We start from the raw sequence: 17,061 nt of genomic DNA on the forward strand, positions 1-17,061 counted from the left end.
CTATTTCTCATGGAATTTACAATCATTATTATTTTTGCATCGCTTGCATTCTTCTTGTTACTGAGTGTGCCAATTGGTATTGCAATCGGGCTTTGCGTTGCGGTGGGCATCGTGTTCGGCGATATCCTTCCACCAGCTTTTCTTGTTCAAAAAATGATCACTTCTCTTGATGTGTTCCCTCTCATGGCTGTTCCATTCTTCATTATGGCAGGGGAAATCATGCAGAAGGGTAGTATGGCGCAACGCTTGCTTAAAGTTTCCCACAGCTTCGTAGGACACGTAACCGGCGGTATGGCTCATATTTCCGTACTGACAAGTATGTTCTACGGCGCTCTTTCCGGTTCTTCTCCGGCTACTGTAGCAGCTGTTGGCGGCATTATGGTTCCTTCTATGGTTAAAGAAGGGTACAGCCGTCGCTTTGCAGCAGCGGTTAACACCTCTGCAGGCTGTCTCGGTGTTATGATTCCACCAAGCGTACCGCTCATCATTTATGGCACAACCGCGGGCGTATCTGTTGGTGACCTTTTCATCGCCGGTGTTGTTCCTGGTATTTTTGTTGGCATCTGCCTTATGATCTGTAGCTATGTAATTGCACGCCGCCATGGTTATGGTGGAGGCAAACGTGCTACCTTTATGGAGCGCATCACAGCTCTGCGTGAAGCACTCGTAGCACTTATGGTTCCGCTTATCGTACTTGGCGGTATCTATGGTGGTCTTACAACACCTACAGAAGCTGGTGTTATTGCAGTTGTTTACGCATTCATTGCTGAAGGGCTCGTACTTCGCACTCTCTCTTGGCAAAAAGTATGGGAGGTTTTCCGTGGTACTGCTATCACTTCTGCCTCTATCTTTATTGTAGTAGCAACCGCTACCGCATTGGGTCAGATCCTGTTGTTCTACAACGTACCTGATATGCTCGTAGAAATTCTCGTAGGCATTTCTGACAACAAGTACGTTCTGATCCCTATTATTCTGGTATTCCTCCTGATCATGGGTACCTTTATGGATGCACTGGCAAACATTCTTATCCTTACTCCTCTCCTTTTGCCGGTAATGAAGCATCTTGGTATGGATCCAATCCATTTCGGTATCGTAATGATCGTTGCAGCTTCAATGGGCTTCCTTACCCCACCTGTTGGCGTAAACCTCTTTGTTGGCTGTAGCATCAGTAACTTGAGCATCGAACGTCTCAGCGTAGCTGTGCTGCCGTTCCTGTTCACCATGTGTATTGCATTGCTTGCAATCACATTTATTCCGGCTTTGTCCTTGGGACTTCTCTAATAGCCGCTGAAAGCATCTGTACGGGGAGGATATTGTCCTCCCCGTTTTAAAAGGTTTTTATGCAAGAATACTCAATTTCAAAATCCTCTGAGAGTAAAGGTTGTTTCGGCATTATGGGACACGCCGGAGCAGGGCATGTACACAGTCATTCCGGTTTTATTCAGGATGACACCGTCGGCTTTGTTGTCGCTACAACTCTTATGGCGCAGGCATATCCTGTTGATACAACAATCAAGTCAATTACTGTTGAGGGTGACTGTTTTGTTGTAGCTACAGAGGATGGTGGGATTGGTAGAGCAAGGGCACGTAGAGGGATTAATCCATACGAGGCTGAGCTTGTACTCCGTGCGGTAGGTGGAGATGCCGTATACAGTCAAAAGCTTCTACTCGAACTGTTTGGTAGATTTTACGGGCAGGGCGTAACCGAAGTGCCAGTGGCCTTACAGATAGCTATGTGCCATGCTGTCTTGAATACTTTTCTTGCAAAGTATCCAGAAAATTTTGTGTACGAAGATGAGCGCCTCGCGGGGACTTGCGGTGGTTGTCTTGGTACAGTTCTTACCATCGATGGACATCCTGTATCTGTTTTGGCAACGCTGAATGCCACAGCAGGCGGTGTGGGTCCCATTGAAGATGCTGAAGGGAATCTTGCGTATGGCGGCAAGGGTATTGTGATGCAACACCTTGGGCTAGAATCGCTGCCTACCATTATCCTTGAAAGCAAAGCCTATGTGCCTTCCGTATGCAGTGATTTAAGTGCGGATGTGCTGTGGGTACGGTATAACGAAGAGGCTGATAACCCGGTTGTGGGGAAGGCCCTATGTTGCGGGGCACATGATGTCAATGTGGTGACCATGTGCTCCAATACTGCGTATGAGCGCGGTACAACGGAGTTAGCAACGATGACACACCAGTTAGGTGAGCGCATCGCAGAGCTTGGAGTTGCGTTATCTGCCGCGCAGACTTCAGCTGAAAAAGTTTCCCTTATTGGTGAGTTGGCCGAACTCGTTAGCCAGGATGCTGGCGGGGTAACTTTTATGAGTTCTGATCTGAACTCAGTTGTTGGCGGTGGAGGGTTGCAGCCCGGTATGGCTGCAGTACTCTCCATGGCCGTTTCGGGTGCAAATATTAGAAGATGGCGCATCCCTGCAGTGTCACAGAAGGATGTAATGCAATATCTGCGGGTTATTGCCGCAGCAACCCCTCATTTGGTCGAAAATATTGACGAGGCAGTACAGATTGTACGTGAACGAAAGGTCGTTATGCCTCCGGATACGTTTTAATATATGCTTTGCCATGATACAGTTATTGCATCATTATTATACGGGCTGTTGCCGGTCCGTTTGCACAACGCGCCAACCGATGTTCTAACTGTTTGGTAACAGAAGATATTTGCCTACGCATTGTATCTTTATTATAACTATCCGGTCCTTGAAGGGGCTAAACCATATGCATGTTCGTGTCGGAATTCAGAGAGGAATTGTGTGGAATGTAGTTAATTCCGGCAGTTGAGCATAAAATCTCTTAAATAGAGCCTAAGGAAAAACATGTCCGCCGTAAAAACTTATAGCGAACAAATTATTGTTTATATTAAAGATGCCATTCTTACCGGTAAATTACATCCGGGAGATAAGGTAAATGAAGTTGTAGTGGCGACCGAGCTGTCTATTAGTAGGGCACCTGTGCGCGAAGCATTGCAGATGCTGGTTAAGGAAGGACTTATTACGTCTATTCCTCAGCGTGGCAAGTTTATCACAGCACTTACCGCTAAACAGATTCGGGACAGCTACTTTACAGGCGGTGTACTGGAAGGTGCTGCTGTGTCTTCAACTATTTCTGAGTTTTCAGAAAAAGATTTTGAAAATTTGCAGCATATTGTCGACGATATGAAGAAGGTTGTTGAGCATGGAGAAAATGGGACTTCCATGGCCGAACTTGATGACCGTTTTCATGATATTCTGTTCTCCAAGAATACAAATGACCTGATTAGCGAGCTTGCTCGCCGTTCCTGTCAGGGGATCTCCAAGTTTCTGCTTTTCCGTTACTGGAAAGACTTGTTTACCCTGGAAGCGGTATACGAACGCCATAACCACCTGCTTGAAGTGCTGCGAAGCAGAGATGTTGTTGCCATCGAAAATGCAATTCGTGAGCACTACATTGAATCAGGAAAACGTATGGAACGTTATGGAGTCGATGTTCTGGAGGATGAGGCATAACCTGCCACATACAATTTTATATATTTAGTCATACCCATGCAATGTTGTTGAAAAGAAGGCACAGTTGGTGTGTCGGTAATTTCAGTATTCACCCGTATGTTTTTTGTGTGCGGTGTGACGTAATAAGCCCCTCATTTTTGAGGGGCTTGTTTATTTTATGCGTACAACTCTCCTATAACAGACTAGAATCATACCAACAAAATTGCTGATGCGGTACAACCTTAAGGAGCGACATGTAATTGATGAAGCGCATACGCGCAGGAGGTCTGTCAATGTCCAATCTAAAAGTGTGGAGAAGTCAACAACTCCAGCGACTTAAGCTCGACAGTGATCGAATGTTTAATGATATTTGTTCTGAGTTCGGATTACCTTCTGTATGTCAGCCGCTAATGGATACAGAATTACGATTGGTGAAAACTGAGGATGGATATCGCATCGAGGCAGAGCTTCCCGGTGTGAAAGAAGAGAATATTGCGCTACACATTGACGGTCAATACCTGACGTTACGGTGTGCTTATTCAGAGGTAAGTGGGCCTACAAAAGCGGCAGGGTCTTTTGAGACTCAGCTGCGTTTGCCATGTAAAGTTCGGCTAGAAGATGTGGATGCCAGCCTGACTGACGGTAAATTAATTATTAATTTGCCAAGCTGCACGCTTCCAGAGAGACGTACTATCCCGATCACCAGTGGCGAAGAAAAGGAATAGGAGGCTTCCATGACAGATATTACAGAACAAAAGTTAGTTCCTATCGATAAGCTGCGGTGGAAAGTCGATCCGACAACGCTTCCGTTTTCTAAAACTAGTGACCTAGAACAGATTAAGGACATTATCGGTCAGAAACGTGGTGTGGAAGCATTCCGTTTCGGTGTGGGCGTTGAGGCTAAGGGGTATAATATCTTTGTTACCGGTGAAGCCGATGTCGGAAAAATGGGCATGGTGCGGCAGCTTTTGGAAAACTCTGTCCGCAGAGAGCGTTCACCTAAGGATTTATGCTATGTAAACAACTTCAAAAATCCTGAACAGCCTATTCTTCTTACATTTGATGCAGGGGAAGGGCAGCTGTTTAAAAAAAATATTGAAGAATTTTTAGAAGATATTAAACGCGAAATTCCACAGCTTTTCGAAAGTCAGGAATACATAAACAGCAAGAATGCCTTATTGGAAGAACATGATAAAAAGACCCGTGATTTCTTCAAGGGGCTGGAAGAGCGCGTTAAGGAAGCTGGTTTTGTTCTTGTGAATATGCAAATGGGACAAGTGCAGCGTCCGGATATTGTTCCTGTGGTGGATGGTGAACCTACTCACTTGCTCAAACTGGAAGAAATGGTGGATAAAGGCCGTTTTCCAAGAGACGAGTTTGTAGCGCTTCAGGAAAAATACAAAGAACTTAAAGAAGAGATAGATTCCATTTTCATGGATGTGCGGCGTTTGCAAAAGGCTGTGAAAGCAAAAAGCGAAGAAGTTGATCGTTTGATGTTTATGAACACTGCCAACGAGCTTGCACGGAAGCTTTTTGAAGATTGGAAAGAGCATGAAAAGGTCTACAAGCATCTTAAAGCGATGCTGGAGAATATGGCAGAACAGCTTGATGTTATCAAAATGATCGGTCAGCAGCAGGCGGGACCGGTGCAAGGGATGCATCTGCCGACTGTCAGTGCAGAGGCTGTGTTGCATCCGTACGGCGTAAACTTGCTGGTAGATAACTCTGAAAGCGACGGCCCGCCAATCATTATTGAATCTTTCCCAACCTATCGTAACCTGTTCGGTTCAATCGAACGAGTCATGGATAGGTCCGGTCTGTGGCGTACTGACTTTCAGAAAATTAATGCAGGTTCCTTTATCAAGGCAAATGGTGGGTTCCTTGTCATCAACCTGCTTGATGCTATTGCCGAACCTGGTGTGTGGCAGACTCTGAAACGTGCGTTGAAGACTTCTGAGCTGGAAATTCAGACCTTCGATCCATTCTCCTTTATGGCTTCTACCGGAATTAAGCCGGAGTCCATTTCTATGGATGTTAAAGTTGTGGTTCTGGCAACCACTCACCTGTACCAACTGTTGAAGCTTTATGATCCTGAAGTGGAAATGATCTTTAAGGTGCGTGCAGACTTTGATTCTAGCATGGACAAAACTGATGATGGTGTGAATGAGTTTTGTCGTCTGGTTGCCACCTATGCGGATAAACGTAAGTTAAAAGCGTTCAGCAACGATGCGGTAGGGCTTTTGCTGGAACATAGCGTACGTAAAAGCGGCAGGCAGGAAAAACTGAGCACATCTTTTCCGGTAATTGGCGACATAATGGCAGAAGCAGAGTTCTTTGCGAAGAGCGCAGAAAAAGAAGTGGTTGGAGCTGAGCATGTGCAAGAGGCTCTGGATGCCCGTATATACCGCGAAGGTCTTATTGAAGAGAAAATTCAGGAAATGATTGATCGTGGGAGTATCTTTATCGATACAGAAGGCGGTGAAGTGGGGCAGATCAACGGTCTTGCCGTGTATTCAACCGGTGACCTGATGTTCGGCAAGCCTTCACGTATTACCTGCACTACATCAATGGGCAAGGAGGGCATCATTAACATTGAACGTGATGCCAAGTTGTCCGGTCCAAGCCATAATAAAGGAATGCTCATTTTAAGCGGCTACCTGCGCCAAAACTTTGCACAGGATAAACCGCTCACACTTTCCGCCTCCATTGCGTTTGAACAGTCATATGGTGGTGTGGACGGTGATTCGGCTTCCACAACCGAGTTGTATGCGCTCCTGTCCAGTTTGTCTCAGGTGCCTATCAAACAGGGTATTGCTGTTACAGGTTCTGTTAACCAGAACGGTGAAGTGCAGCCTATTGGCGGCGTAAATGAAAAGGTTGAAGGTTTCTATACTGTTTGTAAGGCAAAAGGACTTACCCGCGATCAGGGCGTTTTGATTCCTGCAGCCAACGTAAAAGACCTTATGCTTAAGCAGGAAGTAGTAGACGCGGTAAACGAAGGCAAGTTCTCAGTCTGGGCGATTAAAGATGTCCGTGAAGGCATTGAGATTTTAACCGGTGTTCCGGCTGGTGAACGAGATGCGGAGGGCAACTACTATAAAGGTTCTGTATACGGCCTTGTTGATACCCGCCTTGCGGCGCTTGCTGAAGGACTTCGCGATTTTCACAAAGGTAAAAAGAACGGTGATGAAGATAACGACGAAGAGTAGAGTTACTCCAGAATAGATGCTGCTTCGAGATTCATAGTATTCTACTTGCCCCTTTTCCTGGCGTAGGTGCTGCCAGTGAAGAGTGTAAAGTGTAAAGTGAAAGGGATGCTATGGATTAAGAAACAGCCTTATAAAAAGATGTTATGCGTAATTGCGTATAACATCTTTTTTTATGTCATAAGTTGCATATATCGTCGTTTTGTAGTTGTAAATATTGGATATTTACAAGTTTGATTGACAAGGAAAAAGTTGGTTGAATAGACAATGTATTTTTTTGTTTTGCAAAGAGTCTTGGAGTTGTGCAATTAGAGATGAGATACACCATATTTTAAGCGTTACTTACCAACCGGATGAATTCGGGCAAATCAAACGGAGCGTGTGAGTTATGGGCAACAATGGCAAGATTGTTGACGAAGTTAACCGTGTGGAAATAGTTTTAACTAAGGCATGCGGGGAACGGATTGAGGTTAATGTAGACAAAGATGGTTTGTTTTACATTGACGTTGAATCCGACAAGAAATGCATGTTGAACTATGCCGAGGCATGGAAAAAGGTGCCCAGCCAACAGAAAGAGTGTCTGAAAATGATGCTTGAGGGGCTGGTGCCTAACCTTAATAGGCTTGTGGAACAATAGAGGCGGTGCAGCTGACAGTGTTTTGCTATACAGTGTCTTTTCTACCTGTCTGGTAGAATGTACTGTCCGGTAGAATGCCAACTATACCGGATGCAGCCGTATAAGCAGTTCCAAAGAGCTTTCCCGGGTGACAGAGGGTACATGCCGAGTTTTATCCTTCTGGTTCGGGCTAGAAAAAAGAGCAGTCTACATATGTAGGCTGCTCTTTTTTTTGGGGTTGTTAAAAATTAGTTTTTTTCTCTGAGCATATCTCGATGGGGTGAGGATTCATCCCAAACACATCCGTACATATGGTTTCCTAGCTCTTTATCCTGATAAATTTCACTTTTGAGCTCATTAAACGGACGCAGACGGCAGGTTGAGCAAAATGTTTCAGGATACGGGCATGAAACGCAAAGCGGAAGATAGTTGCTACACCTCGTTCGTGGTTTTGTTGAAATGCCTATTGTGCAAGTTCCTCTATGATATACACAACAGTTACAATTCTTATTGGTTGTGCGTGCCATTATTCCTCCGAGAACAAATTACCACTTATTACCGTAGCAGGTGTATATGAATTCTCAAGGTGGAAAAAAAGAATATATAGTTGCTCAATCGACTCACATTCTAATTGAACAGGATCTTTTGTTAAATTGATTGTTGATTAAAATAGTATGAAAATTTCATTAGTTGTTAGAAATTCGCCAGTAGGGTATAGGGGGTATTGAGGTTACTTAGCCGACTTTTTTTGTCGGAATTTGTAATGTGAATATATATTTTTTTGTAGGGTATTACCATAAGGAGTTTGCTATGCGGCTATTAACCAATAGTAGATATGGCACGAGATTATTGCTCGATATTGCCACCCATGGTCAGGAAAAACCGGTACTCATGAGAGATTCGTCTGCCCGTCTTGGTATCTCACAGAAGTACCTGGAAAAGATCGCCAGACAGTTACGTGCTGGCGGGTACTTGAAAACTAGAAGAGGTCCGAGTGGAGGACATAGGCTTGCTGTTGATCCGGCCGATATTACCGTGGGTGAAGTCGTTAGGCTGTTAGAAGGAGGAACCGATATAGTAGGTTGCGGACAGGATGCTGCCACATGCTGCGATGCTCCGGGATGTCTTACAAGGCTGCTTTGGAAAGAAGCAAGTAACGCCATGTATTCCCATTTGGATAAGTTCACTTTTGCAGAGCTTGTAAGTTACTCTGAAAAAGGTGTGAAATTTGGCGATTACTGTGTTCGAACTGTACAAAATTCTTGCACTGCACCAATGGATGAAGAACAAAAACGGCTCAACTTATTACGTGAATACTCACTGACTGGGCTCGAGGATTCATTCTAAAAGCGTGAAAGATTCCCTTCGTGTAACCTCCTTGAAATGATGGATAGTTATTAGGAAGGGGGGCTGAAGTAGCGTATTAATGAGGGGCGACTGGCACGACGTACATAAGAGGGGGCTTATAACCAGTGTGTATGTCGTAAGTAATCTGATCTGTATATGTTCCTGTAGTTTATTATCCTGTGTGTACCGCCTTACTGGGGGTTGAGCATGTATTTTTGGCTTTCCCGTTTTCGCAATTCGTTGGCTGTAAAAGTTCTTTTGCTTATTGCGCTAGTACTTATTCTTTGTCTTGGACTGCACTCATGGGGAACCATGCATTTTCTTACGAAGTATACAGCCTCGAAACTTTCTGTTGAAGCTGACAGGCTCAGTAAGACTATTTTGCTTTCGGCTCGCTATGCTATGATGGCAAATGCACGTAATGAGATAGATCAGATTGTTTCTGATATTGCAAAACATCCGGATATCACCTCTGTTAGAATTTATGATAAACAGGGTGTTATCCGGTTTTCTAATATTCGAGGTGAGGTAGGAACGCAGGTTTCTAAGGAGACCCCTTCCTGCTCTGCCTGCCATTCCACAGAACCTCCAAAAACCGGCCTGACACTCGATCAACGTACCAGAACCTTTGCGGTCGACGATACTGAGCTGCTTGGAACCATTACTCCAATAATGAATGACAAGAGCTGTTCGGTTGCTCCGTGCCATGCGCACAACTCCAGCCACACTGTTCTGGGCGAACTGGAGCTTGTCCTGCAAACCGATCAGGAATTTGTGGGACTTTCCGAAGTTCAAAACAAACTTCTTGCTCTTACGGGGCTGATATACATTCTTTCAGTATCGTTGCTTGTTATCGGGTTGCGGCGGTATATCACCACGCCGATCAAAAAGATTATCAATTCTACAAAACGGATAAGTGAAGGCAAACCTTCAGGGCTGGAGGATATGCCTCGTACAGGTGAGCTTGGAAATCTTGTGGATTCTGTTGTGGCTATGGAACAAGCTGTAGCTAAGAAGCAGGCCGAGCTGGATAAAAATCGTCGCGAGTACCAAGACTTATTTGAGCAGGTTCCGTGCAGTATTACAGTTCAAGATGCAGATATGCGTATTCTCAAATACAACAAAGAATTTGCAGAGCGATTTAATCCAAAACCCGGCGCATACTGTTATGAAGCATACAAGGGGCTGTCAGATAAATGCCCGAACTGTCCATTGGATAAAACCTTTGAGACAGGGAGTCCGTATTGTTCAGAAGAAAGCCGTACAAATCCTGATGGAACCAAAGCGCATTGGCTTGTTCACGTTGCTCCAGTGTTTGATGAAAATGGTGAAGTGGTGGCTGCTATGGAGATGGGCATAGATATCTCTGCCCGTAAACGTGCAGAGGAGCGACTCATTAGTTCCGAAGCAAAGTATCATGCTATTTTCAACCATATTCCGAATGCCGTGTTTGTTTTAGATGTGGAAGATTACAACATTATTGATTGTAATGACATGGCAGAACGCAGCTACGGGTATGATACAGAGGAAATGCACGACACTTCGTTTATCCATCTGTTCCCAAAAGAAGAGCAAGACAAGGCGAGGTCATATTTCAGAGCGTTTACTGCCTTAAACCGTGTGCGTCAGAAGCGGAAAGACGGTAGTACATTCTATGTTGATTTTAGGTTGTCTCCGGCTGTGTACAATGATCGTAACGTATTGCTTGTAACCGCAATGGACGTAACAGACAGGCTGGAAGCAGAACAGAAGCTTATTCAAGCTGGTAAAATGGCAACGTTGGGTGAAATGGCAACCGGCGTAGCGCATGAGCTTAATCAGCCTTTAACCGTTATTAAGACTGCAAGCGGATTTATTATGCGTAAGATTAACCGCTCGCAGCCTATTGATTCTGAGATTCTGAAGACCATGGCGGAAGAGATAGACTCTCACGTTGATAGAGCAAGCCAGATTATTGATCATATGCGCGCATTCGGCAGGCAGTCAGACCATGCTCTTGAACGGGTCAATATGAACTCTGTTATTAAGAGCTCCGTGGATATGTTTATTTCACAGCTTACGCTTCGTGGAATTTCCGTGGAAATGAATTTTAAAGAAAAACTGCCGGAGATTCTTGGGGTCGCAAATCGTCTGGAACAAGTTTTTATTAACCTGTTGCTCAACGCACGCGATGCAATTGAAGAGGCATCAGCAGAAGGAAAAACTGAAAAGAAAGTTATTACTCTTCGTACCTATTCAACTCCACGCGCTGTCGTTGCTGTGGTGGAGGACACGGGGGCAGGCGTACCAGCAGGGCTTATCGACAAAATTTTTGAGCCGTTCTTTACAACTAAAAAAGTCGGCAAGGGAACAGGGCTCGGGCTTTCCATCTCCTACGGGCTCATTAAAGATTTTGGTGGAACCATCCGCGTTAAAAACAAAAAAGAGGGCGGTGCGCAATTTACGCTCATGTTCCCTCGTAGCAGTAGTCGCCGGTAGGTGTTGAATGCCTCCGGCAGCGCTTGCCAGCGGGGCTTTAAGAACTTGTTTCACTGTTGCTATCCGTAATCTCTCACTTTTCGAGAACGGCTACCGCTTTGCAAAAGGTTTTTAAAAATCTCCAAAAACTTTTATGGGCGAGGGGAATTTGTTTTTTTAAGGTGTTGGTAGCCGCGAGGGGGTACCTTTTCTGAAATTTTTTTGTGAATAATGTAGTTTTTTCATGATGTTATTAAATGATAAAATGTGTTGCATGAACGACTGATGCAAAGCCGAGATTGACACTACTCTTATAATCGCGGTCAAGGGGGCGTCCCCCTTGCGGGGTGCAGGGGCAGAGCCCTGCCCGCCGGAGGCTTAATAGTGAACTGACCGCTACCGGAGGCATACTTAATGAACATAGCATCTAGATCATCAGTACTGCTGGTAGACGACGAAAAGGGCATTACCGTTGTCCTTGGAGCATATATTACGGACTTGGGATACGTGGTTGATACCGCGCACAGCGGTGAGGAGGCCGTGGAGAAGCTGGAGCAGAAGCCATACGAAGTTGTGGTTACAGATGTTCGTATGCCTGGTATGGATGGTGTGCAGCTGTTGCGGGAAAGCAAAAAGCGTTGGCCGGAAACAGCGGTCATCATCACCACGGGTCATGCAGATATGTCTGTTGCGGTGGACTGTTTGCGCCTTGGCGCGTTAGATTTCATTACAAAGCCGGTGAATGTAGAAATTTTAGAGTTTGCGTTGCGGCGGGCAATCGAGCGCGTAATTATGCGCAGGCAGCTTGTAGAGCACACGTTACACCTTGAATCACTTGTAGAGCAGCGAACTCGTGAGCTGGTTCAGGCAGAGCGCTTTGCCGTTATGGGTGAGACCGTTGCGGGCATGGCTCATGCCATTAAAAATATAGCTGGCGGTCTTGAAGGCGCATTGTTTGTACTGGAAAAAGGGTTGGAGCTTGATCGAAAAGATTATCTGGAACAGGGCTGGGGTATGGTAAAGCGTGATGTGACGCGGGTTCGGGATTTGACCATGAACCTCTTGCAGTTATCACGCCCGTTATCCCTCAAGCCTAAACAAGTCGACCCGAGTGCTCCCATGTGCGAGGTCGCAGAATTGCTCACCGCACGAATGCATGAGGCGGGGGGAAAAATTATCCACTCCTGTGTGCCTCAGAAACCTGCTTTGCTGGACGAACAGGCGGTGCATACATGTTTGATGAATCTTGCCACAAACGCGGTTGAGGCGGTGGAAGAAGCTATTCAATCAGGCCGCAGAGAGTTTGGTGACGGGAAGGTGATCTTGCACACAGAATGTGATTCTCAGCATGTCCGATACTTGGTGGAGGACAACGGACGTGGCCTTTCGTCAGAATTGTTTGAACAGCTTGAAGAAGGACTCGTGACCACCAAAGACAGAGGCTCTGGCTTTGGGCTTATGGCTACCAGAAAAGCAGTTCGCGAAATGGGCGGTGAACTCATTTTGGAAAGTGGTATCGAAGGCGGTGTTCGTGCAATTATTCTGCTGCCGTTTTTTCCGGCTGTGTAGGGCACGATACTTAGAATATTTCGTGGTGTGAACCAGCAAGACCTACCAATAATTAAAAAAAGAGTGGAGATATGTCTCCACTTTTTTTTGTTGCATAAGCGAGAGGTTAATCAATTGAAGGGACGCCACAGGAAGAAAAGAATTCGTATACAGGGGCATAGAACTCAGGGAGTCGAGTTTGGTCTGCGGGATTGCCTTTAGGGATGAATATGACCATGCCTTGGCGTGCTCTTGTGAGTAATACTCGGTACGCATTAAGAAGATACCGGCGTCGTATTTCATCATTAACATTTTGCCATGTTGTTCCACGAAAGGTTCTATATTCCCATTCTTTGTTATGTAATCGTAAGCTCGAATCCCACGCTACGCATGTCCAGTCCAGCTCCAGTCCTTGAATATCAAATTCTGTGGCAACATCTTCAAGAAACATAGAAGAGCGTACATCTTCAGGGCCATTTAGGAACCAGTTTTTAGGGTCGATTTTTGTTTTAACATGTATACCCTCAGGCTTAAGGCGAAGCGCACCGGAATACGCAGTGAGCCCAAATTGCTCTCCGCCTCTTGCGTGAGTTTTGAGCCATTGTTTTGCGTGCTGTAAATGCCTTGTTAAAACTATAGGGTATGTTTTTTGAACTTTCGTAAAAAGTGCGGTTGCTTTTGCTTGGTTGAGGTCTAGTACACTGCCGATGAATTCAGAAAGTAGTTCTGAGCGAAATGAGCGAATAGAGACGGCAAGGTGCAGCTCATCTTTTATCGTGAGCTGATCGGGACGCAATGAGGCGTATAAGTTTTCACCGTTTGTATATTCTCTTCCGGAAAGTGATCCCGATGTATACACATCCCAATGAGGGTACTTATTATTGATGGCTGAAAACCACTCTGGTAAGCCTGCTTCTCCTGTGTTGATCTCCTGTCCTCCACCAATAAGGCAAACAATAGTAGCCCAGTCTTGGTGGCGATCCAGCACACTGATAAGAAACTCTGGCTCAGACATGGTGAAGTCAGAAATACCTTTTTTCCTCGTCATAAACGAGGCTGCTTGCTCGGCAGTCCATGCTCGTTGGGCTTCATCAAAGATGGTTACTTTTTCTATTGGAGCCTCGGTGCTACGCAGGTTGTCGTCCCTGAAGTGATGAATGTTTTGGATAAAAGATTTGACCTTGGAGAGCGCTACTCTTTTAGAAATATTATTAGTAGTGTTTTTGTTTTCTGCTACCTCGTTTCTTGCCAGAGCCTCTTGAAGCACTTCAACTAGAGGACCGTTTCCGGAAAGAAATACCGCATGTTCTCCCTTATCAGCGTTGTTTCGATCATTTGCCAGTGTAAGTCCCGCTAATGTCTTTCCAGCCCCTGGAACCCCAGTGATAAAGCAAATAGATTTTTTTGAGTGTTTTTTTGAATGTTCGATGATTTCAGCAACAGCCGTTGATGTTCGGTTAAGGTTAATTGCACCGGAGTCAGAACGGGAAATCTCTCTTACACTATGCCCTTTGTATAGAGCTTGTGCAGCTTCGATGATGGTTGGTGTTGGTTTGTAGATAGAGTTGCACCACTCGATCGGATTAATATCTCGTTTTCGTTGCGTGTTGCTAATGTTGAGGATCCAGGCTGCAATATTTGATTTGTTGGCTTTTATTGGAAAGCAAACGCCATCTTTATATTGTTCGAGAGAAGCATTGGTTACCGCACTTTCAGTGGCGATAACCATTGGAACAATTGGTAAAGTATGACTTTTCTCATGGAAGTTTTTAAGATCCAGAGCGTAATCGAGTGCTTGAATTACAGAGTGTTGCGTGTGCGTTTTTTCGCCTACTTTAAATTCTAGTACGAAAACAACTCCCGAATGAAGTATAACGACATCTACGCGTTTTCCCATGCGCGGGATAGCGTATTCAAATGCTACATAACTGTCCGGCAACGAAGGGAGTTGTTCTTGCAGAATGTGAATTTGTGCGAGCCATGCATTTTTTTGCAAGTCTTCAAGGGCGAATGGATGGTTCCGTGTTAGCGTACCCAAAATAGTATCAGGAGAAGTCGCTAAGAATTCGCGTTGTGTAGCTGAGTAATAAGCGCGTTGCATTTTGTTATCCGTACGTTGTCATGAATCAGAGTAGATAAGGATTCTTCTATTTTGGCGTGTGGTTGAGATACTTTCTACCAGGGGTGAGGGTGGGCAACAAGTGGATTGTGTAATGGGGTTGTTTGTTATTCATCATAGATTGTTTCAGGATAGTTGTACGTTGTTTTCGTAGCCAAGGTTACTGGTAGCAGGGGGGCGATTGTCGATAACAATGTAAATAAAAATGAGAGTGACTTTGAAATATTTCAGTGAGTGACGATCAGGATGACAGGACAGAATGTGATACATGCGATGCTCAAAATGAGTGCCGCAACATTGAATGCAGAATAAGTGTTGGCAAAGCCTTTGGCGCAATCAAGTGCGTAATTGTCAGCGATGCAGGAAGAACGACTGACAATGCCGCTTGCTCAGCACAACGAGACTGTCCAGCCGGAACTTGTTGATACTGTTAAGTTGTCCGATGAATATCACGCACAGCCGACGAGGCGTTCTTCCGTGGTGATCATGATGCTGGTGGAGTAAATCATGCTATTATTGCAGCACATACAAGCATTATCGGTCATAATGTGGTAGAGTGAATGATATAGCGTAGGGATCTATCAACATTTTTTAAAGAGATACTTTAATTGGGTACGTGAAGTGTAACATGATTGATAGAATTAAAAAGTTTGCTCTAAGTGAACTTGGGGTAAAACGTATTGAATACGTGTTACTAGCTTTTATGGTTGCGGTAGTAGCCTACATTATCCTCATAAATCTTGAGGAGCTTAGATTTTTTTGCGAAGAATTTGTTAAGAAATTATTACCTGTGAGATAATACCTCCTTTGCGCAAAGGGGTGAGTTGCTATTCATCGCAACACAGGGAAGCGCATATCCAGCATAGTTTTCGGATAGTAATCAATGAGATGGATAATTTTTCAGCTGGCTTGGTTTTGACAAGGAACAACTCATCAGGGGGCATTGGAGAATCAGTTCGATATGAAGCCCACAATACAAATGAAGTTTTTTCATAAGCAAGAGCGTTGGCAGCGCAGCTTATTGCTTATTGATTTTAATATATTATACTTTTTAAACATATGACTCCTTTATCGCAAGGGAGTTGTTGGATAAGAGCGGCGTATTCATGCGCCGCTCTTTTTTATTGTTAGAGGGCTTGTGGCATTTAGAACGGTTGAATGGGTAACAACTTTAATTAATTAAAAAATATGCAGCCAGTTACATAAAATTCTCTTAGGTGAATGCTGAGTTGCTTGGATTTGTGAGTGTGGCTTGCCGTGTTTGTATTGTTAGCGTGTTATAAAAATGAGGTGTGACTATAAAATATTTTAGCGAAGTGCCGATTAAGATTTCAGGACAGAATTGATACATGCGAGGTTCATTATGATTACCGCAACATTGAATGCAGAAAGTGTGCTGGCAAAGCCATTGGTGCAGTCAAATGCGCAACTGGCTAATATGCCGGATGAGCGATTGGCAACGCCGCTTGCGCCACACAACGAGGCTGTCCAGCCGGAAATGGTTGATACTGTCGAGTTGTCTGATGAATATCTGGCGCTGATGACAGGCGAAGTTGCCGGTGTGCAGTTTGATGCAAATCAACATGCGGGAGTTATGAGTACTGCCGGAGAAGTTCCCACCTCTGCTGAAGTGAATGAGAGTTACAGCGAAGCACGTTTGAATGCCATGCCAAAATCTCCAACATTGGAGGATGTGAAGGAAGTTATCTTGCGCAAGATGACCCGCGCAGCCGATCAGGCTTTCTTCCAAGGTGTTCAGCATGATGCTGGCGTAACTCATGCCACTATAGCAGCACAGATGGGGGCTGTTACTCCGCAAGCAGCACTTGATGTACAAACGATGCAGAGTGTGCAGTCCATGGCGACTGTACAGCCTGTTCCCCGTACATCCGGGGCTGTGGGATACAAACCCATGAGTTCCCGAGCGGTTGCATCCACTGCGCAATCGAGCATCCGTGTAACAGTTTAGAATGTCGGATAGTGTGTTGTCGGTACATAGATTATTGTGCGTTGAAATGCACTTAAGTGTGCCGCTTGTCCAGACATAATCTACCGTCGTTCTGTTGTCCCTTTATCCAGCGCTCCGCTATGGTGTTAACCTCAGGTTGTACCTTTAGCGGAGCGTTCGTTTTTTGAGGATAAACATGAAGATGTATTGTTGGAGGGGGGAGGCGATGATTTAGAGCCTGTAGATAGCTCGTGCCATTTGTGGAAAAAGTGCTCTTTTTCATGTCTGTTTATATATATAAACAAAGAGTGAAAATGGCACTTTCTTTCTATGGCAGAAGGGTG

12 protein-coding genes are annotated in these 17,061 nt (G+C 44.9%); 11 read left to right on the plus strand and 1 reads right to left on the minus strand.

Features of this window, described 5'->3' with window-relative positions; translation table 11 throughout:
• Positions 1–9: 9 nt before the first annotated feature.
• The 9 genes from BUR09_RS16050 to BUR09_RS16090 all read left to right on the plus strand — a co-directional run bounded on the left by BUR09_RS16050 (position 10) and on the right by BUR09_RS16090 (position 12,671).
• Complete coding sequence (locus BUR09_RS16050; protein WP_074217967.1) at positions 10–1,281, plus strand: TRAP transporter large permease; 1,272 nt, start codon at positions 10–12, stop codon at positions 1,279–1,281.
• 59 nt (positions 1,282–1,340) lie between these two features.
• A complete protein-coding gene (locus tag BUR09_RS16055; RefSeq protein WP_074217968.1) occupies positions 1,341–2,564 on the plus strand; it encodes a hypothetical protein in 1,224 nt (407 codons plus the stop codon).
• A gap of 264 nt (positions 2,565–2,828) precedes the next feature.
• The gene (locus BUR09_RS16060) at positions 2,829–3,497 is read left to right on the plus strand and encodes a GntR family transcriptional regulator (RefSeq protein ID WP_074217969.1); all 669 of its coding nucleotides are present in this window, start codon (positions 2,829–2,831) and stop codon (positions 3,495–3,497) included.
• Positions 3,498–3,769: 272 nt separating this feature from the next.
• Positions 3,770–4,201, plus strand: coding sequence for an Hsp20/alpha crystallin family protein (locus tag BUR09_RS16065; protein WP_074217970.1), 432 nt, complete (start codon positions 3,770–3,772; stop codon positions 4,199–4,201).
• A 9-nt stretch (positions 4,202–4,210) separates the two neighbouring features.
• Positions 4,211–6,685, plus strand: coding sequence for a Lon protease family protein (locus BUR09_RS16070; protein WP_074217971.1), 2,475 nt, complete (start codon positions 4,211–4,213; stop codon positions 6,683–6,685).
• Between the two features lie 385 nt (positions 6,686–7,070).
• Positions 7,071–7,319 carry a hypothetical protein gene (locus tag BUR09_RS16075; protein ID WP_074217972.1) on the plus strand — a complete coding sequence of 83 codons (249 nt, stop codon included), beginning with the start codon at positions 7,071–7,073 and terminating at the stop codon, positions 7,317–7,319.
• Positions 7,320–8,108: 789 nt separating this feature from the next.
• Positions 8,109–8,645, plus strand: coding sequence for an RrF2 family transcriptional regulator (locus tag BUR09_RS16080; protein WP_074217973.1), 537 nt, complete (start codon positions 8,109–8,111; stop codon positions 8,643–8,645).
• A 207-nt stretch (positions 8,646–8,852) separates the two neighbouring features.
• Complete coding sequence (locus tag BUR09_RS16085; RefSeq protein WP_074217974.1) at positions 8,853–11,123, plus strand: PAS domain-containing sensor histidine kinase; 2,271 nt, start codon at positions 8,853–8,855, stop codon at positions 11,121–11,123.
• A 393-nt stretch (positions 11,124–11,516) separates the two neighbouring features.
• Positions 11,517–12,671, plus strand: a complete 1,155-nt coding sequence (locus BUR09_RS16090; protein ID WP_074217975.1) for a hybrid sensor histidine kinase/response regulator — start codon at positions 11,517–11,519, stop codon at positions 12,669–12,671.
• Positions 12,672–12,777: 106 nt separating this feature from the next.
• Here BUR09_RS16090 and BUR09_RS16095 read toward each other — a convergent pair whose 3' ends face one another.
• A complete protein-coding gene (locus BUR09_RS16095) occupies positions 12,778–14,751 on the minus strand; it encodes a DUF2075 domain-containing protein (protein WP_074217976.1) in 1,974 nt (657 codons plus the stop codon).
• 366 nt (positions 14,752–15,117) lie between these two features.
• Between BUR09_RS16095 and BUR09_RS16940 the strand changes: the two genes are divergently transcribed.
• Together BUR09_RS16940 and BUR09_RS16100 are read left to right on the plus strand one after the other, a co-directional pair.
• Positions 15,118–15,273 carry a hypothetical protein gene (locus tag BUR09_RS16940; protein WP_175566056.1) on the plus strand — a complete coding sequence of 52 codons (156 nt, stop codon included), beginning with the start codon at positions 15,118–15,120 and terminating at the stop codon, positions 15,271–15,273.
• A gap of 859 nt (positions 15,274–16,132) precedes the next feature.
• Positions 16,133–16,738: a hypothetical protein gene (locus BUR09_RS16100; RefSeq protein WP_074217977.1), complete on the plus strand. Its 606-nt coding sequence runs from the start codon at positions 16,133–16,135 to the stop codon at positions 16,736–16,738.
• Positions 16,739–17,061: the final 323 nt, after the last annotated feature.

Origin of the sequence: Halodesulfovibrio marinisediminis DSM 17456, assembly GCF_900129975.1 — a bacterium.
GTDB classification, from domain to species: Bacteria; Desulfobacterota; Desulfovibrionia; order Desulfovibrionales; family Desulfovibrionaceae; genus Halodesulfovibrio; species Halodesulfovibrio marinisediminis.